We start from the raw sequence: 22,832 nt of genomic DNA, 5'->3' as shown, positions 1-22,832 counted from the left end.
CTGATGGAGAAAGCCGGCACCGCTGGTGCGGAGCCGGCGCTCATAAATGCTACTTGGCGCAGGCGTCCGGCACCTTCGAATAATCCCAGCCCTTGGTCGGTGCCGGATTGGCGAAGTAGGCATCGAGCCATTCCTCCGGCATCGGATCCTTCGGCGGGACCGGGAAGATCGAGACGGCGTCCGGCGTCATGCAGTCCTTGTACCAGGCGCCGAGGTCGGCATTGTGGACCGGCGGAATCGGGATCAGCAGCGTATTGAGCTTCGGCCTCTGTCCGTCGAGCATGCGCACGCCGACACGAAACAGCGTCTCGGCCGTCCAGTGCGGCAGAACCGCATGGCCTTCGAAGCGGTATTTGTCGGGATTGGCCTTCCAGTAGCCGAGCGCATCGCCGGTGATCGAGCCGGTGATCAGCGGGGCAGGGCGGCCGGCCTCGGCAAAGGCCTCGGCAACGACGCGGCTTTCGCTGCCCGTCGTCCACACCGCATCGATCGGCGCCGGATTGGTGGCGATCGCCTGCAGCACCGCTGTCTTGGTGACGTTGGCCGTCCAGTTGCCGTTGACGCTGCGCGAGACCTTGAGCTTTGAATTTTCGGCCAGCGCCTTGTCGCCGCCCTGGCGCTCCTGCACGACGATCGGGTGACCGGCAATGCCTTCGACCAGAAGCACGCTGCCGCCGTCCGGCATTGCTTTGCCGATCGCCGTCATCATGTCGTAGCCCCAGCGCGCATAGTTGGAATCGACATTGATCGCATTCGGGCTGGTCACCGACCCAGCTGCCGTGATGAAGGGGATGCCGGCTTTGGCTGCGGCATCGATGGCATCGTCCAGCGCCGTCGCCGAGCCGGGGATCGAGGTGATGATCGAGCATTTCTTGTCGATGAAGGCGCGGATCTGGTTGATCTGCTGACTGGCGTCGTTGTTGGAATCCGACACCTCGAAGCTCGCCACGGTGCCGTCGGCGATCAGGCCGTCGACCAGCCGCTTCAACTCCTTGGTCACGGTGACGCGCCACGGATTGCCCTGGTAGGACTCGGAGTGGCACCATTTCCACGGCTTTGACGGCGGCGTGAAATTATCCCAGGCCGACGGCAGCACCTTTTGTGGCGCGCCGTCATATTGTGCCTTCAGTTCGGTCGGCAATCCAGCAATCACGCCCGAAACGTCTTGAGCGCAGGCTATGGTCGTGACCGATGCAAGTGCGGTTGCGGCCATAAGGCCGCGGATCAGGCTGTTCATGTTCTCCTCCGTTCGGTTGTTCAGACTCCTCTGCCGGCAACGCCGGACACCTGCGTCGAAAGGCTCTCCCGAAACAGGCGATTGAGATCGGCAACGACGCGAGCGGCATTGTGCCTTTCGCTCAGGCCGAGATTGATGCGATCGGACGCCGCCTGCTGGAACGCCATGTAGCCGTCGTGGCGCGGCCTCACCCAGGCACCTTCGAGCGTAGCCCGCGTGTCCTTGTAGAAATTGCCGGCGGCGGCGTTGACGGCGGCATCCGCCCAGGCTGCCGCATGGCCGGGCTGGCCGCCGGCCGAGGCGTAGGGGCCGTGCTGCACGTCAGCGCTGGCGATCCAGTAGGCGAAGTCGATTGCTTCCTGTCCGGCCTTCGAGAAGGCCGACACGGCGATGCCGGTCCCGCCGAGCGCCGAGCCTTTGGGGCCGGCATTGCCAGCGGCCGGGATATCCGCGAAAGCCAGGCGGGTGGGTCGAAACCCGGCGATGGCATAGGAGACATAGCCATAGATCAGCGGCGCGCAGGCGATCCGCGAGCCGGATCCGGCCATTTGCTCCAGAACCGCGATCGGATCCATGCCAAGACAGGCCGGGTCGACGAGGGCTGCGATCTCGCGCATCATCTCGAAGACCTGCTTGCCCGCTGCCGGGTCCACATGGTCGCCAGGGCCTTCACCGGCAGGCCGGCCGAGATTGCCGGCAAGCGTGTAGAACACCATCAGCGAATGCGGCGGCCTCAGCGGCAACAGCACGTGGCCTTGCCGCGCCAGATCGAGGGCATCGGCCCAGCTCGCCGGCGCAGCCGAAAGCATGTCGGGCCGCCATGCCTGCACCTGGCTCGCCGCGTCGATCGGAAACGCCCACTGCCGGCCTTGCCAGTTGTAGCTCGGATAGGACCGGCCGACACTGCCCGCCGCAAGTGCTGCACGTTCGGCTTCCCGGCCGGCGACATCGAGCGGCGCCAGGCAATTCTCGGCGGTGATCTGGCCGACATGCGGATGGTCGACGACGATCAGGTCGTAGGCACGGGCCAGTTCCTCGACCGGGAAGGATTCGAAATCCTGCAGCGAGCGCTTGTCCCATTCAACGGCGATGCCAGTTTGTTGCTTCCACAGTCTCGAACAGGCGACCATCGGGTCATAGCCGCGCGGATGGCTCCAGGTCATGCCTTTGAGCGTGACGTCGCTCACAGCCCGAACTCCACGCGGATTTTTGCGCTGTGCTCGCCGATGCGTGGCGCGGCCCGCTCGACCTTCGCGCGGATGCCGTCTACCCTGAGCGGCGAGCGCGTGGTGAGGATCGAAACATCATCCTCGCGCGTCACCGTCTGCAGCATGTCGAGGACCTGGAAGCCTTCGCTGGCCATCATTTCCGGCCAGGTCAAAACCTTGGCGCACCAGATGTCGGCAGGCTCGAGAATGGCAAGCCATTCGTCGACCGTCTTCGTTGCGATCTTTTGCGCGATGATCGCCTTGATCTCGTCGCGGGCGGTGAACCAGGTCGACGGCTGGTCGCGATAGGGCGCAAGCTCCTCGAGCCCGAGGAGATCGGCGAGTTTCGAGATCGGCGTCATGGCGATCGCCAGATAGCCGCCCTTGGCCGGATAGACGCCGTAGGGCGCCGAGAGATAGGCGTGCGCGCTGCGGAAGCTCGACCGCCGCGGCAGCCGGCGCCCGTCATTGAGATGCGTGGTCAGCACCTCGAACTGGAAGTCGACCAGCGCTTCGAGCAGGCTGGTCTCGACATGGCTGCCCTTGCCGGTCACGCCGCGCCGCACCAGTGCGGCGAGGATGCCTTGCGCGGCGGCGGAGCCCGCCAGCATGTCGGCGATCGCCAGGCCGAAGGGCACCGGCCCTTGGTCCTCGTCGCCGTTCAGCCACATCACGCCGGAGCGGGCCTGCGCCAGCAGATCCTGCCCGGGCCGCTTGACCCACGGGCCTTCCTCGCCATAGCCGCTGATCGAGGCATAGACCAGGCGCGGATTGATCTTGCGCACCGCCTCGTAATCGAAGCCCAGGCGTTCGATGACGCCGGGCCTGAAATTCTGGATCAGCACGTCGGCCTTGGCCAGCAGGCCGCGCAGCGCCGCAAGGTCGGCCTCGTCCTTTAAGTCGATGGCAAGGCTTTCCTTGGCGCGGTTGATCGCATGGAAAATGGTGGAATCGCCGCCGATCTCGGTGTCGCTGAGATAGAGCCGGCGCGACAGATCGCCGCCGTCCGGCCGTTCGATCTTGATGACGCGAGCGCCGAGGTCGAGTAGTCGCAGCGAGCAGTAAGGCCCGGACAAGAACTGGCTCATATCGACAACGATGAGCCCGGTCAGCGGCAGTTCGGCAATGGCAGCCATTGCCTATTTCTCCGTCTTGCCGGCGAAATCGGCCGGATTGCGGTACTTCACCGTCTGCAGGTGCTCGCAATAAAGCACGAGCTCGCCTTCACCCTTGAAGACTTCATAGCTGGCGCGGATCAGCCCCATTTCCTTGTATTTTGGCTTCTTGTCGAGGTTGGAGCGGATCGAATAGATCGTGTCGCCTATGAACACCGGCTTGATGAAGCGCAATTTGTCGTAGCCATACGAAAAGGCGTTGATGCAATTGGTGGCGACGAGACCGAGCCCGGCTGAGAACACGAAGGCCCCTGCCACCAGCCGCTTGCCGAAAATGCCTTGCGTCTCGGCGAACATCTGGTCCTGCACGTATGGATGGATGTCGAGCACCAGCGTGTTGAAGAGATGGCTGTCGCCCTCGGCAATGGTCCGGCGCAGCGAGCGGATCTTCTGGCCGACCGGCCAGTCTTCGTAGAACCAGTTCTCCGCGTTCCAGACGGGAAGGTCGGCGTGATTCCTAGGCATGTTGGCGGGGTGTGTCGATGCCACGCCCACGGTTGGCGCGAAACCGCTCATGACGACTTCCTCTGGGAGCGGGAATCGTCCATCAGGGCGCGCCGCAGACCAGCGAAATGCATGATCGATCCTCCCGTCAATCTTCTTTTGTGAATAGTATTTTCACATATGGGGTTGTGTTGCAAGCGTGAACAGGCGAAATTTTGCCTGCTCCGTCGGGGCCAATGCCGGCGGAACAAGGGAGGAAGTGATGCAGAATGCCTGTCTGGTTTTCGTCGGCAGCCTCAATCGCGACGCCCCGTATTTTCAGGGCGCGCGCGGCATCGGGCTGGGTGTCTACAGTTTCGACGAAGGGACGCTGCAGACGAAGAAACTGGCCGAGACGGGAGACATCGACAATCCCACCTTCCTGTCGGTGACGCCGGACGGCTCCCACATCTATGCCAACTCAGAAGTGTTCACCTGGCGCGAAGGGGTGGTCTCGGCCTACCGTTTCGACAGGCAGACCGCCACGCTGTCCTACATCAACAAGCAGCCGACGCTGGGCAGCATCACGGCGCACAACGCCATCACGCGCGACCGGACGAAGCTGCTGGTCGCCAATTACGGCATGGGCGAGGGCGGCCCCGATCGCTCGGTCGTGGTCTATGGGTTGGGTGAGAATGGCGGCCTGACAGCGCCGTTGTCGAGCGTTGCCCATAGCGGGACCGGACCAGATCCTGCCCGCCAGGAGCGGCCGCATGCCCATAGCGTAACCGAGACGGTTGCCGGCGGCATGGCGATCGTCGCTGACCTCGGCATCGACCGGCTGGTGTCCTATCGCATCGGCTCAGACGGCAGCCTGACGAAGCTCGCCGAGTCGGCGCTTGCGCCAGGCGCGGGTCCGCGCCATCTCGCACTGCATCCGGGCGGTCGCTTCGTGTTCGTCATGAACGAGCTGGATTCGACGGTTGTCTCGCTGGCGCTGGACGAAGCATCAGGCAAGCTTACGGTGATCGACAGCAAGCCGGCCGTGCCGCCCGAGGCGCGCGACGGCAATCACTGCGCCGACATCCAGATCTCGCCTGACGGCCGCTTTCTCTACGGCTCCAACCGCGGCCATGACAGCATAGTGGTGTTTTCGATCGACCAGCAAACCGGCAGGCTTGCCCTTGTGGGCTATACGCCTTGCGGCGGCGCCACGCCGCGCAATCTGGCACTGACGCCCTCGGGCGGCCATCTGTTCTCGGCCAACCAGAATGCCGACCGCATCTCGATTTTCGCCCGTGATGCCGCAACCGGCCGGCTGACCGACACCGGCCGATCCATCGAGATTGGCACACCGATGTGCGTGAGGATCGTGCGTTGACGCGATCTCAGAACTCGAGCGCCTGCCTGAGTGCCGGGCCGCTCCTGACGCGCAAATCGAGGTCGGCCTCGATATGGTCGATGTGGTGCAGCATCAGCGCGCTGGCGCGTTCGGCATTGCCATTTTCCAGCGCCTCGAGGATCTGCGTGTGTTCGTTGTGGCCGCAGCTCGAGATGCCCGAGCGGCCATAGAGTGCGATCACCAGCGATGAACGAGCGACCAATTCCTCCATGAAGCGCTGCAGGATGACGTTTCCCGCGACCGACGCCAGAAGCAGGTGAAAATCCCCCGACGCCTTGATCTCCGATCGCCTTGCGTTCGGTCCGCGTTCGGCGATGAAACGGCCTTCTTCGTCGAGCTGGGCCTTGAACGCGGCGACATGCGCCGGCGTCATCCGTCCGGCGGCGGCAATCGCGATGCCTGGTTCGATGAGCCGGCGCGAAGCAAAAACCTGCCGCGCTTCCTCCGGCGACGGATTGGCGACGAAGGCGCCGCGATTGCGCTCGGTGCGCACCAATCCCTCGAAGGAAAGCATCTGCAGTGCCGCACGCGCCACGGTGCGGCTGACATCGAACAGCGTGCCGACTTCGCCTTCGGATAGCTTTGTTCCCGGCGCTAGCCGGCGATCGACGATCGCGTCGCGCAACTGGTCGCGGATCGCCTGCGCGCGATCCTCGTTGGCGGCCTCGATAGCAGGGAAGGTCTGGTCGGCAATGTTCATGGCAGTGGTCCTGCGTTCTTCTACCCTGAATCGCATCGCTTGGACGAGAGACAAAGTGAATACAGAGATGAAAAAGATTGCATACGATCTTTGCGAAGATCGGCGGCAATCGCCTATAATTTGTGCATTGCACAAGGGCGACGTATCGGCAGCTATATAGAGGCGGCCCTGATTTCTTCGAGGATTCAGTCGGTTGGTGCGGCGGCGCGCAACTGGCACGCATGATGCTTTGGCTAATCCGACCAAAGGGGAAGCTGGATGTCCAAAGCCGCCGAAATCGACATTGTGTCCGTTTCGAAAGTCTATGGCGCGACGACTGCCGTCGAAGGCATCAGCCTGAAAATCCCTGCGGGTACCTATTGCTGCCTGCTCGGTCCGTCCGGCTGTGGCAAGACCTCGACGCTGCGCATGATCGCCGGGCACGAGAGCATATCGAGTGGCGACGTGCGTCTCGGCAACACAGTGGTCACCGACCTGCCGCCGGCCAGGCGCGGCACTGCCATGATGTTCCAGTCCTACGCACTGTTTCCGCATCTCGACCTGATCGACAATGTCGCCTTCAGCCTGAAGATGAAAGGCGTCGGCAAGGAGGAGCGCCGCGCCAAGGCACTCGACATGCTGAAGCTGATGCAGATGGAGGCCTATGCCAGCCGCCGCCCGGCGCAGCTTTCCGGCGGGCAGCAGCAGCGCGTTGCTCTTGCGCGCGCATTGATCACCGATCCCGAGGCGCTGTTGCTCGACGAACCGCTTTCGGCGCTCGATCCTTTCCTGAAGATCCGCATGCGAGCCGAACTGAAGAAGCTGCAGACGTCGCTCGGCATCACTTTCGTCCACGTCACCCACAGCCAGGAAGAGGCGATGGCGCTGGCCGACCTGATCGTGGTGATGAACGATGGCCGTATCGAGCAGGCGGCGCACCCTCGCACGGTGTTCGAGCGGCCGGCCACGGCCTTCGTCGCTCGTTTCATGGGCGACCACAATGTCATCTCCGGGCGCGTCGCCGGCAGTCGCGACGGCATGGTCGTTTTCGATGTGCCCGGCGGCGTCACGCTCGCGGCCAGCGGGCAGGGCAGGGAGACCGGGGAACCCATCGACATCGCCATTCGCACCGACCACGTGCGCATCGGCGAGCCGCCGGCAGCCGGGCTCGGCTTCACCGGCATCGTTTCAAACGTCGAGTACCGCGGTTCGACCGTGAAGCTCTCGGTCAATGGCGCCGGCATCGAGGATTTCACCGTAATCGTCGACGACACCAGCTTCTTCGCCAGCCCGGTTGCCGTCGGCGACGCAGTGCCGATCGCCTGGGACGCCGAGGACGCGATCGTCCTTGGTCGTCTCGATTCCTGAAATCCAGCATAACCAATCAAAACAGGGGAACTGAACATGACCAACACCACCGACAAGAAGACTGGAATATCGCGACGTTCGCTGCTCAAGACAGGTGCCGCCGCCGTCGGTTTCGCCGCCGGTTCCGGCGCCATATCTGGCTTTCCGACCATCTGGGCGCAATCGAACATCACGCTGCGCCAGTTCGGCACCGGCGTATCCAACCTCAATGCCATCGCCGACAAGTGCAAGGCCGATCTCGGCATCACGCTGGAGATGACAGCAACCGATTCCGACGCCGCCGCACAGCGCGCCGTGACGCAGCCCGACAGCTACGACATCGCCGACATCGAATACTGGATCTGCAAGAAGGTGTTCCCGACAGGCGTCCTGCAGCCGATGGATGTCACCAAGCTGAAATATTACGACGAGCTGGTGCCGCTGTTCAAAACCGGCAAGCTGGCGCCGGACAGCGTTATCGCCCAGGGCACCGCGCCGCACACGGTCGGTTACGTCGAGGCGCAGGACAGCAAGGTCTTCGCCAAGGCGCCGACCAACTGGTTCACCATGGTGCCGACGATCTACAATGCCGATACGCTCGGCATCCGCCCCGACCTCGTCGGCCGCGATATCACCACCTGGGCCGACATCATGGATCCGGCCTTCAAGGGCAAGACCGCCATCCTCAACATCCCGTCGATCGGCATCATGGATGCGGCGATGATCATGGAAGCCACCGGCAACATCAAATACGCCGACAAGGGCAACATGACCAAGGAGGAGATCGACAAGACGATCGACTTCCTGATCAAGGCCAAGCAAGCCGGCCAGTTCCGCGCCTTCTGGAAATCCTTCGACGAGAGCGTCAACCTGATGGCTTCAGGCGAAGTGGTGATCCAGTCAATGTGGTCGCCGGCCGTGGCCGCGGTCCGCTCCAAGGGCATCGCGTGCCGGTTCCAGCCGCTCAAGGAAGGCTACCGGTCCTGGGGTGGCGGGCTTGGCCTGGCAGCCCATCTCTCCGGCGCCGAACTCGATGCCGCCTATGAATACATCAACTGGTACACGTCCGGCTGGGTTGGCGGCTATCTCAACCGCCAGGGCTATTACTCGGCCAACATGGTGTCGGCCAAGAAGTTCATGTCCGAGGACGAGTGGGGCTACTGGATCGAAGGCAAGCCGGCAAAGGGCGATATCCTGTCGCCGGACGGCAAGGTCATGGAAAAGGCTGGCGCCGTGCGTGACGGCGGCTCTTTCGAAGAGCGCATGGGCAAGGTCGCCTGCTGGAACTCGGTCATGGACGAAGACCGCTACATGGTGAAGCGCTGGAACGAGTTCATCGCTGCGTAGGTACAACGTCTTCCCCTTCTCCCCTTGTGGGAGAAGGTGGATTGGCGCGCAGCGCCAAGACGGTTGAGGGGTGCCGGCCGGAGCGCTGTTGGTGCCAAGCTGGAACACCCCTCATCCGACCGAGCTTCGCTCGGCCACCTTCTCCCACAAGGGGGAGAAGGAAAGGCGGCTTCGCCGCATCGCTGACTTATACCGAGATGTTCATGACAGCCGCGCTCGAACGCCCCGCCACCGCCGCCGCCAAACCCGCCAGACGCCGCCGGCTCTCGATCGGCGCCCTCGTCCCCTATCTCCAGGCAACACCACTTGCCCTGATCCTCGGCGCGTTCCTCCTGCTGCCAATTCTGATGATCGCCGTGGTCTCATTCTGGGATTACGATTTCGCAGCGATGTATCCGGATTTCCTGACCACCAATTATTCCGACACGCTCGGCTCCTGGGTCACCTGGAAAACCTACCTGAATACGCTGAAATACGCCGCCATCGTCTGGGCGCTGACGCTGTTCATCGGTTTCTGGGTCGCCTATTTCCTTGCCTTCCATATCAGGACCACGGCCATGCAGATGGTGCTGTTCCTTGTCTGCACGGTGCCGTTCCTGACCTCCAACATCATCCGCATGATCTCGTGGATTCCGGTGCTTGGCCGCAATGGCCTGGTCAACTCGACGCTGGTGCAAATGGGGCTGATCCCGAAGCCGATCGAATGGCTGCTCTATTCCGAATTCGCCGTGGTGCTGGCCATGGTGCATCTCTATACGCTGTTCATGGTGACGCCGATCTTCAACACGCTGATGCGCATCGACAAGTCATTGATAGAAGCCGCGCGCGACGCCGGCGCTTCCGGCTGGCAGGTTCTGTGGAACGTCGTCATTCCGCTCGCCAAGCCCGGCATGGCGATCGGCACCATTTTCGTCGTCACCCTGGTGATGGCCGACTTCTCGACGGTGCAGGTGATGTCCGGCGGGCAGAGCGCCTCCGTCGCGCTGATGATGAAGAACCAGATGTCGCTGCTGCAATATCCGGCAGCCGCCGCCAACGCCGTCGTGCTCTTGGTGCTGGTGCTGCTGATGGTCGCGGGCATCCTGCGCATCGTCGACATCCGCAAGGAGCTGTGAGGCGATGAGCCAGGACAAGCGCACCCTCGAATTCTATGTGTTGGCGGCGTTCTTCGGTCTTTTCGTGTTGTTCCTCTACGGCCCGCTTTCGGCGATCCTGATCCTCTCTTTCCAGGGCGAGAACGGCGGTCTGACATTTCCGCTGAACGGCGTGTCGCTGCACTGGTTCGCCAATTTGTTCGAGCGCCAGGCGGTCGGCGACTTCGGCGGCAGCTTCAAACGCTCGCTCGTCCTTGGCCTGATGGTGATGGTCGTCACTGTCGCCGTGTCGCTGCTCGCCGGCCTGGCCTTCCGGCAGAAATTTCGCGGCGCAACCGCACTGTTCTATCTGGCCGTCGCCAGCCTGGTCGTGCCGTCGATCATCATCAGTCTCGGCATCGGCGTCGTCTTCCAGCAGATCGGCTTCCGCCCCGCCTGGTACACCTCCGCTTTCGGCGCCCATCTGACCTGGACCTTGCCTTTCGGCGTGCTGATCATGTTTGCTGTCTTCAACCGGTTCTCGCCAGCCTATGACGAAGCCGCGCGCGATCTCGGAGCATCGTCGTGGCAGACCTTTGCCCATGTCGTGCTGCCGATGATCGCGCCCAGCCTGATCGGCGTCGGCCTGTTCGGCTTCACTCTGTCATATGACGAGTTCGCCCGCACGCTGATGACCTCGGGCACGTTCAACACGTTGCCGCTCGAAATCTACGGCATGACGACGAATGTCACGACGCCGGTGCTCTATGCGCTGGGCACCGTGACGACCGTGTTTTCCTTCCTGGTGATCCTGCTGACGCTCGGCGCAATCGTCTATGTCGGCCGCCGCCGCGAGCGTGCCTGACAGTGCAGATCCTCGTCGTCAATCCAAACACCACCGCCAGCATGACCGATACTATCGCGGTCGCCGCCCGATCGGTCGCTGCTCAATCGACGAAGATCGTTGCCGTCACCTCGTCGATGGGACCTGTATCGATCGAAGGCTATTACGATGAAGCACTTGCCGTGCCCGGCCTGCTGGTCGAGATCGCCGCCGGCGAACGCTCGGGCGCGCAAGCCGCGATCATTGCCTGTTTCGACGACACCGGCCTCGATGCCGCGCGCGCCATGGCCAACATTCCGGTCATCGGCATTTGCGAGGCATCGCTCAGCACGGCCTCGTTCATCGCCCAGCGCTTCACCGTCGTCACCACCACCGGACGTTCGCGCGTGCCGGTCGAAGGGTTGGTGCAGCGCTATGGCATGGCAGGGCGCGCGCGTGTGCGCGCCGCCGACATCCCGGTTCTTGCCCTCGAAGATCCGGCGTCCGACGCACTGCTCAGGCTGCGCAACGAGATTGCGCGCGCCATCGACGAGGATCGCGCCGAGGCGATCGTGCTCGGCTGTGCCGGCATGGCCGATCTGGCGGCGGCGCTGCAGCGGGAATTCGGGCTTCCGGTCATCGACGGCGTGGGCGCTGCCGTGAAACAGGCCGAGGCCTTGATCGCCCTTGGCCTGACGACATCCAAGCGCGGCGCCTATGCAAGCCCGTTGGCAAAGTCCTATCATGGCGCGTTGAAATCCTTCGCGCCTGGCGCCGCCGAGTGATCGCAATGCCCCGAACGATCCGAACGCTCGCACGTGAAGAAGTGCAAACCCTTGTCGATTGGGCGGCGGCGGAAGGCTGGAATCCCGGCCTTAACGATGCCGCGCTGTTTCAGGCAGCCGACCCGCAGGGCTTCATCGGTGCCTTTATCGATGGCGAGATGGCGGCCGGCATTTCGGCCGTTGCCTATGGCGACGGTTTCGGCTTCATCGGCCTCTACATCTGCCGGCCGGACAAGCGTGGCCAAGGCCATGGCAAGGTCGTTTGGGATGCCGGCATAGCGCGGCTCGGCAAGCGCACGATCGGCCTCGACGGTGTCGTCGAACAGCAGGCCAACTACCGCAGCATGGGTTTTGCACCGGCCTACCGGACGATCCGGTTCATGGGGTCACCGAATGTCCCGGCAGCCGTCGGCAACGACATTCGCGCCATAGGGCCGGAACTCGTGCCGGACATACTGGACTATGACCGCCGCTTCTTTCCCGGTCCGAGGCGATCCTTCCTGGAACACTGGCTGCGCCCGCCGCATATGGCGCTTGCGATCCTCAAGCACGGCGCCATTGCGGGATACGGCGTCGCGCGCCAATGCCGGGACGGCTGCAAGATCGGCCCGCTCTTTGCCGACAGCCTGGACGCGGCAAGCCATCTCTTCGCCGCGCTCGCGCACATGTCCGGTCCCGGAAACGTCCATCTCGACGTTCCCGAAACCAGCCGGCAATTTGCAGACTTGCTGTCGTCCGCAGGCCTTCAGCCGGGCTTCGAGACGGCTCGGATGTACAAGGGAAAGGCGCCGCAGCTCGTGCAGTCCGGAGTTTTTGCGATAACGACGTTGGAGTTGGGGTGAGGCGGTACAAGCCGACTTCCAGTGCAAAGTCGGGCAACAGGACTACGCGGTCTATTTCTCCTGAACTGAAATGCCGGAATCGTCGATGCGAAGTTCCACGCCTTTCGGCCTAGTCTCCTCGCGATAAACGTAAATCCCCAACGCAATAACGGCGACGGCCAAAGCGCCGATGATGAGATAAAGATAGTTCTGCTTCATCCGCTGTCGTTAACAACATGATGTGGGCGAGTCTAGCAGTTCGGGTATCAGGACGGCGGCCGGAGACGCACGTCGATCAGCCATCCAGCCGGTCGCGCAGCATGCTCCAGGGGAGCACCATGTTTGGTGCATGCCGCATCAGGCTATGGAACGGGATCGGCGACGGCGGCGCAAACGGCAGCGGCAAATCCTGAGGTTTTGTTCCATCAGCCCAATCCGCAAGCACCTTGCCCATCGCAGTGGTCATGGCGATGCCGCGTCCGTTGCACGCCAAGCCGGCGATCAGCCCGGGGCCGAGATCGACGAGGTGCGGCAGGAAGTCGGGCTCGACGGCAGCCATCCCCGACCAGCTGTATTCAAGCGGCGGGATGTCCGGGAGATCGAGATGCCCGGCAAGCCGCCGCCAGATCGCCCGCGGCACCCGCGTGTCGGCACCGGGGCCAAAAACATGCATGCCGCCGGTGATCAGCCTGTTTTCGCCGTCGAAGCGGAAGGTGAAGAGATTGCGTCGTGTGTCGCCGACGCCTTGCCCGCCAGGAAGCAGGCGAGTGCGTATTTCGCGCGGCAGCGGCGCTGTCGCGATCTGGAAGATTTTCAGCGGGAAATAGGTTCGCTGCAACGCCCGATCCAGCGCTCCGCCATAGGCGTTGGTGGCGACCAGCACCTTTCCTGCGCGTACCGAACCGGAGGCCGTCTTCAAAGCCCAACCATCGCCTATGTGATCGATCGACGTGACACGCGTATGCTCGAAGATGCGCGCTCCGGCCTTTTCCGCCGCGTCGGCCAATCCGCGCGCATATTCGACCGGATTGAGGACGCCACCCGATCTGTCGATCCAGCCGCCGAGATAACCGCGAACGCCGGTCAGCTCTTCGACCGCCTGTCTATCCAGCGCAACAGCCGGCCTTCCGCGTGGTGCCCATTGTTCGGCGCGCGATCTGGTCTTTTGCAAAGCGGCCGGTGAATGGGCTGGTTGTATCCAGCCGCTCTGGACGGCATCGCATTCGATGGCATGCCGCCTGATCAGGTCGAAGACGAGGTCGGCGCTGCCGGCGGCGAAATCTACAAGGCGTTCGCCGCGTTCGGGCCCGAGCTGGGCAATGATATCGTCGGGGTCTCTTTTCGCGAAATTCGGCACGACGAAGCCGGCATTCCTGCCGGTTGCCCCCCAGGCGATGATTTCCGCCTCGAGGACGGCAACCGAGATGCCTTTCTCGGCACTGTGCAGCGCGGTGGAAAGGCCTGAAAACCCGCCGCCGACAATTGCCAGATCGACATCGAGTGCGCCTTCGAGGGTGGGCCGGTCGCGGCGACTGCGGCTGACGGCATGCCAAAGGGAAACGCCGCGCGGCCGGGTCACAGCGTTCATGAGCCGCTCTCGCTCGGGGCCACGCGTGCACGCTTGCCGAACTTTGGACGCCGCGGCCTGTCGCCAAACAGGCCGTTCGGCCTGACCAGAAGGATGACGCACAGCATCACGCCGATGGCGACGATCTGCAGCGAAGCGGCGCGGGCCTGCTGTTCCGGCGAGAACAACATACTGGTCAAGGCTCCCGATCCGGCCCATATCGCCCAGACCAGGATGCTGCCGATGACGGCGCCGATGTTGCTGCCCGAGCCACCGACGATCAGCATCACCCAGACCTGGAAAGTCAGCGCCGGCAAATAATTGTCCGGGGCGATGAAGCCGGTGAAATGCGCCTGCAGCGCACCGGCAAGCGCCATGATGGCGCCACCGACGGCAAAGGCCTGGACGCGGTAGAACCGTGCGCTTTTGCCTAGGGATATCGCGGCCCGCTCATCCTCGCGAAGCGCCTTCAACACGCGCCCCCACGGGCTGCGCGACAGATGCTCCAGCGCGAGATAGACGATCAGCGTCACCACCGAGACGATCGCAAGGTTCGAAAGGTTGAACAGCAAAGGCGTTTCGGCAAGACCGCCGAACGGACGCGGAATGAAGCCGATGCCGAACGGCCCGCCGGTCAGCTTCTGGGCATTGAGCGCTACCAGTTGCACGACGACGGCGACGCCGAAAGTAGTGATCGCCAGATAGTCCGATCTCAGACGTAGCGTGGCAATGCCGGTGATGGCGGCGGCGACGCCGCCCAACAGCATGGCGCCAAGCCAGCCGATAAGGATCGGCAGGTCGAAGCCGCCCAGGCGCGCGGCATCGTCGGGCGTGGTCAGCAGCGCCGAGGTGTAGGCGCCGATGGCAACGAAGCCGGCGACCCCGATATTGAAAAGCCCGGTCAGCCCCCATTGCAGATTGAGCCCGAGCGTGATGAGCGAAAAGATCAGCGCGGTGGTCAGGAAGAAGGCGCCGTAGCCGAGCAGATCCATCAGCGTTCCCTCACTCCGAAAAGGCCGATGGGCCGCACGAACAGCACCGCCATCAGGATGATGAACGAGACGGCTGCCCGCCATTCGGCGCCGATCAATTGCACGGCAGCCGCTTCGGCCATGCCGATGATCAGGCCGCCGAGAACGGCGCCGGGCACGCTGCCGATGCCGCCGAGGATGGCGGCCGCGAACATCGGCAGCAGCATCTCGAAACCCATGAACGGGCGGATCTGGATGAGAATGCCGATCATGACGCCGGCGACGCAGGCCAGCGCGCCACCGATGATCCAGGTGACGCGCACCACCCTGGCGACGTCGATGCCGACGATGCGGGCAAGTGCCGCGTTCTGGCTCAATGCCTGCATCGAGCGGCCGGTCTGGGTCCGCGTCATCAGGAGATGCACGCCGAGCACCAGCACGGCGGTCAGCAACAGCAGCGCGATCTGGTCCGGGGTGATGCGGATGCCGAAACCTATCGGCATGGCGATCTGGATCGCCCGGCTGAAATAGGTCGGACGCGAGGTGAAGATGAATTCGAGCAGGCTTCTCAGCGCCATCGAGGCGCCGAAGCTCGCCATCACCACGATGATCGCCTGGCCCTTGGCCCGCAGCCGCGCGAACAGCACGATGTCGAGCGCCAGCGCCAGCAGGCCGGTGGCCGCCATGCCGATGATGAGTGCGACGATCAGCGGCCAACCGAAGGAGAGGGGCGCGATCGGCGCGATCTTGCCGAAAATCGCGCCAATGGCGCCAACCACGGCGAGCGTCGCATAGGCGCCCCAGGCCATGAAGTCGCCATGGGCGAAGTTCGAGAAGCGCAGGATCGAATAGGTGAGTGTCACGCCGATGGCGCCGAGGCCGATCATCGACCCTGCCAGCAGTCCGTCGACGACGAATTGCAGGTTCATGCCGCGCTTCCTTGTCCAAGGTCGAGGCGGCGCTGGCCAAGATAGAGTTCAGCGACGACCGGGTCGTTCCAGAGCTCGGAGGCGACGCCCTGGTGCCGCTCCTTGCCCTCGACCAGCACATAGGCGCGGTCTCCAATGGCAAGCGCTGCCTTGGCGTTCTGTTCGACCAGCAGAATGGTGACGCCGGACTTTCGGATGCCGGCCAGCATCTCGAACACCATCGCCACGAATTTCGGCGACAGGCCGGCCGACGGCTCGTCGAGCACCAGCACCTTGGGATGGACGATCAACGCCCGGGCGACGGCCAGCATCTGCCGCTGTCCACCCGACAGATTGCCCGCGGCCGTTCTGCGCTGACGGGCGAGATCGGGAAAGGCCGCATACATTTCCTCGATGCGGGCTGGGACCTCGCGCGGCCTCAGGATGCCGCAGGCGACCCTGAGATTGTCCTCGACCGACATCAGCGGGAAGATGTTCTCTGTCTGTGGCACGAAGGCAAGGCCAAGGCGGACCATGATGTGAGCGGGCGACGCCGTGATATCCTTGCCGTCCAGCAGCACCGTGCCGCCGGTGATCGGGACAAGGCCGGCGATGGCCTTGATAAGGCTCGACTTGCCGGCGCCGTTGGGACCGAGAACGACGACGATCTCGCCCTGGTCGACGGTGATCGAAGCGCCGCGCACGATCGGAACGCCAGGCTCGTAGCCGGCTTCGAGATCGCGGACATCGAGTACCTTTTGGCTCATGCCGTGCCTCCGAGGTAGGCCTCGATGACGCGCGGATCGCGCGCCACCTCCTCCGGGGTGCCTTCGCACAGAAGCTGGCCGCTCGCCATGACCAGCACGCGGTGGCAAAGCCGCGTCACCATGTCGATATTGTGCTCGATCAGCAGGAAGGTGATGCCGCGCGCATTGATGTCGCGGATGCGGTCTATAATGATCTCGAGCAGGGTTGCGTTGACCCCGGCCGCCGGCTCGTCGAGCAGGATGATCGCCGGGTCGGCCATCATCACGCGGGCCAACTCGAGCAGCTTGCGCTGGCCGCCTGAAAGCACGCGCGCAGGTTCGTGCGCGAGGTGAGCGATCGTGACGAGCTCGAGCAGTTCGACGGCTCTTGTCTCGGCAGCCCTTTCTTCGGCAGCGACCCGCCGGGGCGTCAGGAAATTGGCGAGCAGTTTTTCTCCGGCCTGCCCTTGCGCGGCCAGCATGACGTTTTCGATCAGCGTCAGGTTAGGCAAGGGCCGGGGGATCTGGAACGTGCGGCCAAGGCCGCGGCCAATGCGGCGATGGGCAGCCTCCCCCGACACCGATACGCCGTTGAGGAGGATTTCGCCGCTGGTCGGCAGAATGCTGCCGGCGAGCAGGTCGAACATCGTGGTCTTGCCGGCGCCGTTCGGGCCGATAAGGCCAAGTATTTCGCCCGGCCGGACGTCGAACGAGACATTGTTGACCGCGACCAGGCCGCCGAAGCGTTTGACGACGTTCCTGGCCGTCAGAACCGGCGTGCGGATCTCCTCCTGCCGTTCCGTCGTGTCGCCCATCAATCCCTCAGGCCGAAAAGCGATCCTGGTCGCCTATGATTTGATTTGTGATCACGCTTGCTTTGATCACGCTATTCGGCTTTAATTTCTTCCGCAAGCCGAAAACGGCCAAGACCGGGATTGCCTATGCAGAAGGCCGCCATCGAAAAGAACAATGAGATGATCGCAGCCCAGCTTACGCCGGTCGGCCGCGAGACCGTGCAGGATCGCGTCTATTCGGAGTTGCGCCGCGCCTTGATCGGCGGTCTTTTCGAGCCGAGCCAGGTTCTGACCATCCGCGGCCTCGCCGACGCGCTGGTCACCAGCACCATGCCGGTGCGCGAGGCGCTCGGACGGCTGATCACCGAGAAGGCACTGGAAGCGCTTCCCAACCGTTCGGTGCGCGTGCCGCCGATCACGCTGGAGCGCATCGACGACCTCTTGCGCGCCCGTTCTCTGATCGAGGGCGAAGCGATCGCGCTGGCCGCCACGCGCATGAACCCGCGCCAGATCGCTTCGGTCGAAGCCATGCTCGGCGAGTGGGACGAGATGCGGGCGCTGAAGCACAAGAAGGATATCGACCGCGAGGCCACGCTCAACCAGAGCTTCCATTTCGAGATCTACCGTTGCTGCGGTTCCGCCGTGCTGATCCCGATGATCGAGAGCCTGTGGTTGCAATCCGGGCCTTGCATCCGCGTTGCCATTTACGCCTTCTCCGACGCCGGCGAGGTCGATACGGCCCACTACCACCGCAGCATCGTCGCAGCGCTTTCCAGGCAGGATGCGCAAGCGGCGCGCGAGGCGCTGGTGGCCGACATCAGCCGGCCCTTCGCCTTTCTGCGCGACAAGCTCCAATCCACAAGCAAGGAAGGATTGAGGGCATGACGGTGCCTGGCATCAACATCACCGAGCCACACTCGATGCTTTCCGTGACCGCGCTGCTGTTGCCTGAAAAGGCGCCCGACAACGCTGCCTTCCTGCTGGCGTATCTCGAGCAGCCGCGCGTCGTTGCCGGCATCCATGCGATGTGGACGGGGCCGGAAATCTCCTGCCCGGTTCCATCAGCCGAACTTGAGGGCCAAACCTATGCCAGGCCCTTGCCGGCGGAGAACGCAACGCTGACGCCGCAGCCGGGCGACATCGTGTTGTCCTACGTGCCGCCGCGCATGTGGGGCGGCAACCCGAATGCCATCTTTGACGTCGGCCTGTTCTACGGAGCGGGTGCACGCCTGCTGTTCCCGATCGGCTGGCTTGCCGGAAGCGTCGTCGCGCAGGTGGTGCCTGAGGATCGCGATAAATTCGCAGCCGCTTGTGGCGTGATCCGCCGCAACGGTGCCTGCGACATCACCTTCACCCGGGTGGAGATCTGAATGGCTGAGACCGACGACAGTTTCGAACTCTTCGACCTTCGCGTCGAGGCGGTTATCCCCGAGGGCAAGCCGATCTATTGCGGCGCCAAGCCCGGCGACTATTTCGAGTTGAAGGGCGAGATGCTGTCGATGCCGGCGGGGCAAGGTTTCTCGATCTATTCCATTGCGGCAGTGTTGCCGCTTCTGGCCGCAAAGCAGCGCCCGACCCACAGGAACGACTGGATGACGTCGGACGCCGAGATCGCTTGCCCGGATCCCAATTGTGCCAGCCGGCTCCGGATCGTCAGGACCGGCAAGCGGCGGTTCAGCCATGCCGAAACGACGGCGGTGCCGCTGCCGAAGGAGAATGACCGGAGATGACCGCCAAGGCTTTCGAGCTCAGCCCCGGCTATACGATCTCGCGCGTTATCCGCGGCGGCTGGCAGCTTGCCGGCGGGCACGGCGCGATCGACCGCCAACAGGCGGTAACTGACCTGATCGCCACCTTCGACGCCGGCATCAGGACGTATGATTGCGCCGATATCTATACCGGTGTCGAAGAGCTGATCGGCGCGGCGCGCCTGCGCCTTGCCAATGAGCGTGGCCTCGACGCTGCCACCAAAATGAAGGTGCACACCAAGCTGGTGCCTGACCTGGAAAGGCTTTCCAATATCAGCCGCGACTACATCAGAGGCATCGTCGAGCAGTCGCTGCGGCGGCTGAAGACCGAGCGGCTCGATCTCGTGCAGTTCCACTGGTGGGACTATGCGCTGCCCGGCTACGTCGAAGCGATGGGCTGGCTCAACGAAATCCGCAGGGAAGGCAAGGTGCGCAACATCGGCACCACGAACTTCGACACGCCGCGGTTGGCCGAGATCCTGGCCGCCGGTGTGCCGCTGGTCAGCCAGCAATTGCAATACTCGGTGCTCGACCAGCGGCCAGCCAACAGCCTTGCAGCGCTCGCCAGCCGGCACGGCGTCAGTTTCCTCTGCTACGGTTCGGTGGCGGGCGGCTTCCTCAGCGAAAAATGGCTTGGCGCTGCCGAGCCGCAGACGCCGCTCGAAAACCGATCGCTGGTCAAATACAAGCTGATCATTGACGACTTTGGTGGCTGGGAGCTTTTCCAGGAGTTGCTTCGCACACTGAAGGCCGTCGCCGACCGCCACGGCGTCGATATCGCCACCATCGCCAGCGCCTGGGTGCTGGAGCAGCCGCAAGTGGCGGCCGTCATCGTCGGCGCCCGCAACCAGGCGCACGCCCTTGCCAATGCCAGAATCATGGACGTCGCGCTCGATGCCGACGACCGGGCGAGGATCGCTGCCCTGATCGCGCAAAGCCGTGGGCCGCTGGGCGACGTCTACACATTGGAACGCGACCGTCACGGCCGCCACGGCTCGATCATGCATTACAATTTGAATGCAGGCAGGAAATGAACGCGGCCACGGACGAAAAACCTTCCTTGCTTTCCCGCGCCAGCGCCGAGGTGGTCGATCTCCACCGCTTCTTCGTCGACTGGTTCAATGCGGCGAGTGCGGACAATGCAGATTTCAACCGGTTCGAAAGCGTCATGGGCGAAGGCTTCCAGATGGTTGCGCCGGACGGTCAGGTCCTCGATCGTGACGCGGTGCTTGACCATGTCAGGGCAAGCCGCGCCACCTCGGATGGCGATTTCAGTATCTCGATCGAGGATATCCGGGCCGGCTGGCAGGCAGGCGACACGATCGTCGTCTGCTACATCGAAACGCAGCAGCGGGCCGGCAAACATAGCCGCCGCCGCTCGAGTGCCGTTTTCACCACCAGTTCATCGGCGCCCAACGGCGTCGAATGGCGACATCTGCATGAAACCTGGCTGCAGATGCCGGAAGGCTGAACAGGCTCAAGACATCAATGAGAGTCGTGTAACAAAAGGGGAACAACAATGAAAAAGACCATACTTCAGATCACCACCGCGCTCGCACTGCTGACAGCGGCCGGCGCAGCGCAAGCCGCCGATTGCAAGATCACCGTCGGCCTCGTCATGGAACTGACAGGCCCGGCCGGCGAGTACGGCCAGGCCGGCGCCAAATCGGTCGAGATGGCCTTCCGCGACATCAACGACGCGGGCGGCGTCCGCGGCTGCGATCTCGCGACCGACACGCGCGACAGCCAGAGCCAGGGCAACATTGCGGTCGACGCCGCGACGCAGCTCGTGCAGGTCAAGAAGGTGCCGGTGATCATCGGCGGCATCATCTCCTCGGTGTCGATCCCGATCCTGACCTCGGTCACCGCTCCGGCCAAGATAGTCCAGGTGTCGCCTGCTTCCTCGTCGCCGACGCTGACGGCGCTCGGGCGCGACGGCAAGACCAACGGCATCTTCTTCCGCACCATCACATCTGATGCGCTGCAGGGCGTCGCTGCCGCCAAATATGCCATCGACAAAGGCTTCAAGAAGCTGTCGGTCATCCACGTCAACAACGATTTCGGCGTCAACATGGTGGCGGAATTTTCGCGCGCCTATAAGGCACTCGGCGGCACCATCGTCTCCGACACGCCCTACAATGAAAAGCAGTCGAGCTATGCCTCGGAGGTAACCGCGGCCATGGCCGGCGAACCGGACGGGCTTTACCTCGTCAGCACGCCTGTCGACGGCGCAACCATCGCCCGTACCTGGATTTCTCAGGGCGGTGTCCAGAAATTCCTGCTCAATGACGGCATGAACAGCCCGGACTTCATCGAATCCGTTGGCGCGGATTACCTGAAGGATGCGTACGGCACTTCCTCCGGCACCAGCCCGACCGCATCGACCGAGTATTTCACCAAGAACTACAAGGAATTTTCGGGCATCGAACCGTCGAACCCGGCGGCCGACCGGTCGTATGATGCCGGCGCCATCGTCGGCTTGGCCATCGCCATTGCCGGCTCCGAGGATCCGGCCAAGATCAAGGAGGCTATGTACAAGGCGGTCGACCCGGCCGGCACGCCGATCTATGCCGGCAAGGACGAGTTCGCCAAGGCGCTCGGCCTGATCAAGGATGGCAAGCCGATCCGTTACGAAGGCGTCATCGGCCCGGTTGCCTTCGACAAATACGGCGACATCACCGGCCCGTTCCGCCTCTGGAAGATCGTCGATGGCAAGGTGACGACCGACGGCGAAATGACCACGGATGACGTCAACGCCCTGCAGGCGAAGCTTCAGTAAGCCGCCTATGTCTTGTTCGGCATCGATCCCATTCCATTGAGGTTGATGCCGGACACTTGCATGTCCTGTTGCTGGTTAGGCCGGCCTGGAAACGACCACCGCACCAGCCGCCGGCATGATCCAAGGGCAGGCATAGTAATCGGCGATGCGATTTATGGTCCCGCCGGCGGCTTCGATCCGAACTGGATGGGCCGGCTTCCAACCGTTTTCGCCATGGTGGAGCACGAGCAGCACCGCCTGGCCATCGATCTCGCCAACCGCCATTTTCCAGGTCGTCGAGGCTCTTTCATATTCAACGAAGTAAGGTGATTCCGACAGCCTGCCCTTGAAGCAATCCGCGACACGCAATTGTGCGTCGGCGCTGGTCAACGCCCGTACCCCATCCCAGTCGCGGCGGTTGAACAGTTCGACATAGCGGCTGAGCAATTCCAGGAGTTCCGGATCGCGTTGGGGCTCCGAACGGACGATTGGCTCGCCTGACAAGGCGGCCAATTTCGAACGGCCACGGCTCAACGCAGCCTTGACGCCGCCCACAGTCGAGCCGACGAGGTCGGCGATCTCTTCCAGCGAATAGTCGAAGACGTCCTTGAGCAGGACGCAGGCGCGTTCTTTGGGCGGCAGGTGGATCACCAGCCGTTCGATCGCGCGATCCGCGCCCTGGCCCGCCGGCTCGACCGGCAGGATGATCTCGTCTTCGGCGAAATTGGCCTCCGCATGCTGACGCACCTGCCGGCTTCGCAGAAAATCGATGCAGCGATTATGTGCAATGCGAAACAGCCAGGGGCCAAGAGCACTCGCATCGTCCAGCTTCTCGATCTTCCGATAGGCCTCGAACAGCGCCTCTTGCATCACGTCTTCGGCGTCGAGCGTTGAACCGGTCATGCGTGCACAGTAGCGGTGCAGCCGTCCACGCAAATGCGCGACTGTCTCCAGAAAACCGGCGTAGCGGACGTCGAAAAGCCCGGTCGGGTCAAGTCTTGGCTGCATCTTCATGGCATA

Annotated in this window: 25 protein-coding genes; 13 read left to right on the top strand and 12 right to left on the bottom strand. The window is 63.3% G+C overall.

Annotated features, from left to right (window positions below; all coding sequences use genetic code 11):
* Nucleotides 1-49 precede the first annotated feature (49 nt).
* Genes NKI29_RS10520 through NKI29_RS10505 form a run of 4 tightly spaced genes read right to left on the bottom strand, consistent with a single transcriptional unit; the run spans nt 50 to nt 4,136 of the window.
* The gene (locus NKI29_RS10520) at nt 50-1,237 is read right to left on the bottom strand and encodes an ABC transporter substrate-binding protein (RefSeq protein WP_352796159.1); all 1,188 of its coding nucleotides are present in this window, start codon (nt 1,235-1,237) and stop codon (nt 50-52) included.
* Nucleotides 1,238-1,257: 20 nt separating this feature from the next.
* Nucleotides 1,258-2,400: an extracellular solute-binding protein gene (locus NKI29_RS10515; RefSeq protein WP_352796245.1), complete on the bottom strand. Its 1,143-nt coding sequence runs from the start codon at nt 2,398-2,400 to the stop codon at nt 1,258-1,260.
* A gap of 20 nt (nt 2,401-2,420) precedes the next feature.
* The gene (locus NKI29_RS10510) at nt 2,421-3,581 is read right to left on the bottom strand and encodes a CaiB/BaiF CoA transferase family protein (RefSeq protein ID WP_352569300.1); all 1,161 of its coding nucleotides are present in this window, start codon (nt 3,579-3,581) and stop codon (nt 2,421-2,423) included.
* A 3-nt stretch (nt 3,582-3,584) separates the two neighbouring features.
* On the bottom strand, nt 3,585-4,136 hold the full coding sequence (locus NKI29_RS10505) for a MaoC family dehydratase (RefSeq protein WP_023676078.1): 552 nt from the start codon (nt 4,134-4,136) through the stop codon (nt 3,585-3,587).
* Nucleotides 4,137-4,326: 190 nt separating this feature from the next.
* On the opposite strand from NKI29_RS10505, the gene NKI29_RS10500 reads away from it, so the two are divergent.
* Nucleotides 4,327-5,424 carry a lactonase family protein gene (locus NKI29_RS10500; protein ID WP_352569302.1) on the top strand — a complete coding sequence of 366 codons (1,098 nt, stop codon included), beginning with the start codon at nt 4,327-4,329 and terminating at the stop codon, nt 5,422-5,424.
* Nucleotides 5,425-5,431: 7 nt separating this feature from the next.
* On the opposite strand, the gene NKI29_RS10495 is transcribed toward NKI29_RS10500, so the two are convergent.
* The gene (locus NKI29_RS10495) at nt 5,432-6,145 is read right to left on the bottom strand and encodes a GntR family transcriptional regulator (RefSeq protein WP_023676076.1); all 714 of its coding nucleotides are present in this window, start codon (nt 6,143-6,145) and stop codon (nt 5,432-5,434) included.
* 258 nt (nt 6,146-6,403) lie between these two features.
* Between NKI29_RS10495 and NKI29_RS10490 the strand changes: the two genes are divergently transcribed.
* The 6 genes from NKI29_RS10490 to NKI29_RS10465 all read left to right on the top strand — a co-directional run bounded on the left by NKI29_RS10490 (nt 6,404) and on the right by NKI29_RS10465 (nt 12,341).
* Nucleotides 6,404-7,492, top strand: a complete 1,089-nt coding sequence (locus NKI29_RS10490) for an ABC transporter ATP-binding protein (RefSeq protein WP_352569303.1) — start codon at nt 6,404-6,406, stop codon at nt 7,490-7,492.
* Nucleotides 7,493-7,528: 36 nt separating this feature from the next.
* Nucleotides 7,529-8,818, top strand: coding sequence for an ABC transporter substrate-binding protein (locus NKI29_RS10485; protein WP_023676074.1), 1,290 nt, complete (start codon nt 7,529-7,531; stop codon nt 8,816-8,818).
* A gap of 203 nt (nt 8,819-9,021) precedes the next feature.
* On the top strand, nt 9,022-9,933 hold the full coding sequence (locus tag NKI29_RS10480; protein WP_023676073.1) for an ABC transporter permease: 912 nt from the start codon (nt 9,022-9,024) through the stop codon (nt 9,931-9,933).
* A gap of 4 nt (nt 9,934-9,937) precedes the next feature.
* Complete coding sequence (locus NKI29_RS10475; RefSeq protein WP_352796156.1) at nt 9,938-10,756, top strand: ABC transporter permease; 819 nt, start codon at nt 9,938-9,940, stop codon at nt 10,754-10,756.
* Between the two features lie 2 nt (nt 10,757-10,758).
* Nucleotides 10,759-11,499: an aspartate/glutamate racemase family protein gene (locus NKI29_RS10470; protein ID WP_023676071.1), complete on the top strand. Its 741-nt coding sequence runs from the start codon at nt 10,759-10,761 to the stop codon at nt 11,497-11,499.
* A gap of 5 nt (nt 11,500-11,504) precedes the next feature.
* Complete coding sequence (locus NKI29_RS10465; protein ID WP_352569307.1) at nt 11,505-12,341, top strand: GNAT family N-acetyltransferase; 837 nt, start codon at nt 11,505-11,507, stop codon at nt 12,339-12,341.
* 51 nt (nt 12,342-12,392) lie between these two features.
* Here the strand turns inward: NKI29_RS10465 and NKI29_RS10460 are convergent, their stop codons facing one another.
* From NKI29_RS10460 to NKI29_RS10435, 6 genes are all read right to left on the bottom strand, one after another.
* Nucleotides 12,393-12,539 (bottom strand): hypothetical protein, encoded by a 147-nt coding sequence (locus tag NKI29_RS10460; RefSeq protein ID WP_352452379.1) that lies wholly within the window; start codon nt 12,537-12,539, stop codon nt 12,393-12,395.
* A 76-nt stretch (nt 12,540-12,615) separates the two neighbouring features.
* Nucleotides 12,616-13,908: an NAD(P)/FAD-dependent oxidoreductase gene (locus NKI29_RS10455; RefSeq protein WP_352796153.1), complete on the bottom strand. Its 1,293-nt coding sequence runs from the start codon at nt 13,906-13,908 to the stop codon at nt 12,616-12,618.
* Nucleotides 13,905-14,882 (bottom strand): branched-chain amino acid ABC transporter permease, encoded by a 978-nt coding sequence (locus NKI29_RS10450; RefSeq protein ID WP_352796242.1) that lies wholly within the window; start codon nt 14,880-14,882, stop codon nt 13,905-13,907. Before NKI29_RS10450 ends, NKI29_RS10455 begins: the two co-directional genes overlap by 4 nt.
* Nucleotides 14,879-15,787, bottom strand: coding sequence for a branched-chain amino acid ABC transporter permease (locus NKI29_RS10445; protein ID WP_352634462.1), 909 nt, complete (start codon nt 15,785-15,787; stop codon nt 14,879-14,881). Before NKI29_RS10445 ends, NKI29_RS10450 begins: the two co-directional genes overlap by 4 nt.
* The gene (locus NKI29_RS10440) at nt 15,784-16,533 is read right to left on the bottom strand and encodes an ABC transporter ATP-binding protein (RefSeq protein WP_352452381.1); all 750 of its coding nucleotides are present in this window, start codon (nt 16,531-16,533) and stop codon (nt 15,784-15,786) included. The genes NKI29_RS10445 and NKI29_RS10440 overlap by 4 nt, the downstream gene beginning before the upstream one ends.
* Nucleotides 16,530-17,327: an ABC transporter ATP-binding protein gene (locus NKI29_RS10435; RefSeq protein ID WP_352796150.1), complete on the bottom strand. Its 798-nt coding sequence runs from the start codon at nt 17,325-17,327 to the stop codon at nt 16,530-16,532. The genes NKI29_RS10440 and NKI29_RS10435 overlap by 4 nt, the downstream gene beginning before the upstream one ends.
* A 126-nt stretch (nt 17,328-17,453) precedes the next feature.
* Here NKI29_RS10435 and NKI29_RS10430 point away from each other — a divergent pair, with 126 nt between their 5' ends.
* Genes NKI29_RS10430 through NKI29_RS10405 form a run of 6 tightly spaced genes read left to right on the top strand, consistent with a single transcriptional unit; the run spans nt 17,454 to nt 21,833 of the window.
* Nucleotides 17,454-18,191, top strand: a complete 738-nt coding sequence (locus tag NKI29_RS10430) for a GntR family transcriptional regulator (RefSeq protein ID WP_352505374.1) — start codon at nt 17,454-17,456, stop codon at nt 18,189-18,191.
* The gene (locus NKI29_RS10425) at nt 18,188-18,676 is read left to right on the top strand and encodes a DUF3830 family protein (RefSeq protein ID WP_031211593.1); all 489 of its coding nucleotides are present in this window, start codon (nt 18,188-18,190) and stop codon (nt 18,674-18,676) included. Before NKI29_RS10430 ends, NKI29_RS10425 begins: the two co-directional genes overlap by 4 nt.
* Complete coding sequence (locus NKI29_RS10420) at nt 18,677-19,036, top strand: TIGR04076 family protein (RefSeq protein ID WP_352472221.1); 360 nt, start codon at nt 18,677-18,679, stop codon at nt 19,034-19,036.
* On the top strand, nt 19,033-20,088 hold the full coding sequence (locus NKI29_RS10415; RefSeq protein WP_352796148.1) for an aldo/keto reductase: 1,056 nt from the start codon (nt 19,033-19,035) through the stop codon (nt 20,086-20,088). Before NKI29_RS10420 ends, NKI29_RS10415 begins: the two co-directional genes overlap by 4 nt.
* Complete coding sequence (locus NKI29_RS10410; protein ID WP_352569313.1) at nt 20,085-20,525, top strand: DUF4440 domain-containing protein; 441 nt, start codon at nt 20,085-20,087, stop codon at nt 20,523-20,525. Before NKI29_RS10415 ends, NKI29_RS10410 begins: the two co-directional genes overlap by 4 nt.
* A gap of 48 nt (nt 20,526-20,573) precedes the next feature.
* Complete coding sequence (locus NKI29_RS10405) at nt 20,574-21,833, top strand: ABC transporter substrate-binding protein (RefSeq protein ID WP_352569314.1); 1,260 nt, start codon at nt 20,574-20,576, stop codon at nt 21,831-21,833.
* Between the two features lie 75 nt (nt 21,834-21,908).
* On the opposite strand, the gene NKI29_RS10400 is transcribed toward NKI29_RS10405, so the two are convergent.
* On the bottom strand, nt 21,909-22,826 hold the full coding sequence (locus tag NKI29_RS10400; protein WP_352575528.1) for a sigma-70 family RNA polymerase sigma factor: 918 nt from the start codon (nt 22,824-22,826) through the stop codon (nt 21,909-21,911).
* Nucleotides 22,827-22,832 lie beyond the last annotated feature (6 nt).

This window comes from Mesorhizobium sp. M0678 (assembly GCF_040320505.1).
Classification (GTDB): Bacteria; Pseudomonadota; Alphaproteobacteria; order Rhizobiales; family Rhizobiaceae; genus Mesorhizobium.
Note: the sequence above shows the minus strand (reverse complement) of the source record. Positions and strands in the feature narration are given on the sequence as shown.

What these genes read in the sequence shown, in the direction of transcription:
- NKI29_RS10520 (WP_352796159.1), bottom strand. Translation starts at nt 1,237, where the DNA reads ATGAACAGCCTGATCCGCGGCCTTATGGCCGCAACCGCACTTGCATCG.
- NKI29_RS10515 (WP_352796245.1), bottom strand. Translation starts at nt 2,400, where the DNA reads ATGACCTGGAGCCATCCGCGCGGCTATGACCCGATGGTCGCCTGTTCG.
- NKI29_RS10510 (WP_352569300.1), bottom strand. Translation starts at nt 3,581, where the DNA reads ATGGCTGCCATTGCCGAACTGCCGCTGACCGGGCTCATCGTTGTCGAT.
- NKI29_RS10505 (WP_023676078.1), bottom strand. Translation starts at nt 4,136, where the DNA reads ATGAGCGGTTTCGCGCCAACCGTGGGCGTGGCATCGACACACCCCGCC.
- NKI29_RS10500 (WP_352569302.1), top strand. Translation starts at nt 4,327, where the DNA reads ATGCAGAATGCCTGTCTGGTTTTCGTCGGCAGCCTCAATCGCGACGCC.
- NKI29_RS10495 (WP_023676076.1), bottom strand. Translation starts at nt 6,145, where the DNA reads ATGAACATTGCCGACCAGACCTTCCCTGCTATCGAGGCCGCCAACGAG.
- NKI29_RS10490 (WP_352569303.1), top strand. Translation starts at nt 6,404, where the DNA reads ATGTCCAAAGCCGCCGAAATCGACATTGTGTCCGTTTCGAAAGTCTAT.
- NKI29_RS10485 (WP_023676074.1), top strand. Translation starts at nt 7,529, where the DNA reads ATGACCAACACCACCGACAAGAAGACTGGAATATCGCGACGTTCGCTG.
- NKI29_RS10480 (WP_023676073.1), top strand. Translation starts at nt 9,022, where the DNA reads ATGACAGCCGCGCTCGAACGCCCCGCCACCGCCGCCGCCAAACCCGCC.
- NKI29_RS10475 (WP_352796156.1), top strand. Translation starts at nt 9,938, where the DNA reads ATGAGCCAGGACAAGCGCACCCTCGAATTCTATGTGTTGGCGGCGTTC.
- NKI29_RS10465 (WP_352569307.1), top strand. Translation starts at nt 11,505, where the DNA reads ATGCCCCGAACGATCCGAACGCTCGCACGTGAAGAAGTGCAAACCCTT.
- NKI29_RS10460 (WP_352452379.1), bottom strand. Translation starts at nt 12,539, where the DNA reads ATGAAGCAGAACTATCTTTATCTCATCATCGGCGCTTTGGCCGTCGCC.
- NKI29_RS10455 (WP_352796153.1), bottom strand. Translation starts at nt 13,908, where the DNA reads ATGAACGCTGTGACCCGGCCGCGCGGCGTTTCCCTTTGGCATGCCGTC.
- NKI29_RS10445 (WP_352634462.1), bottom strand. Translation starts at nt 15,787, where the DNA reads ATGAACCTGCAATTCGTCGTCGACGGACTGCTGGCAGGGTCGATGATC.
- NKI29_RS10440 (WP_352452381.1), bottom strand. Translation starts at nt 16,533, where the DNA reads ATGAGCCAAAAGGTACTCGATGTCCGCGATCTCGAAGCCGGCTACGAG.
- NKI29_RS10435 (WP_352796150.1), bottom strand. Translation starts at nt 17,327, where the DNA reads ATGGGCGACACGACGGAACGGCAGGAGGAGATCCGCACGCCGGTTCTG.
- NKI29_RS10430 (WP_352505374.1), top strand. Translation starts at nt 17,454, where the DNA reads ATGCAGAAGGCCGCCATCGAAAAGAACAATGAGATGATCGCAGCCCAG.
- NKI29_RS10425 (WP_031211593.1), top strand. Translation starts at nt 18,188, where the DNA reads ATGACGGTGCCTGGCATCAACATCACCGAGCCACACTCGATGCTTTCC.
- NKI29_RS10420 (WP_352472221.1), top strand. Translation starts at nt 18,677, where the DNA reads ATGGCTGAGACCGACGACAGTTTCGAACTCTTCGACCTTCGCGTCGAG.
- NKI29_RS10415 (WP_352796148.1), top strand. Translation starts at nt 19,033, where the DNA reads ATGACCGCCAAGGCTTTCGAGCTCAGCCCCGGCTATACGATCTCGCGC.
- NKI29_RS10410 (WP_352569313.1), top strand. Translation starts at nt 20,085, where the DNA reads ATGAACGCGGCCACGGACGAAAAACCTTCCTTGCTTTCCCGCGCCAGC.
- NKI29_RS10405 (WP_352569314.1), top strand. Translation starts at nt 20,574, where the DNA reads ATGAAAAAGACCATACTTCAGATCACCACCGCGCTCGCACTGCTGACA.
- NKI29_RS10400 (WP_352575528.1), bottom strand. Translation starts at nt 22,826, where the DNA reads ATGAAGATGCAGCCAAGACTTGACCCGACCGGGCTTTTCGACGTCCGC.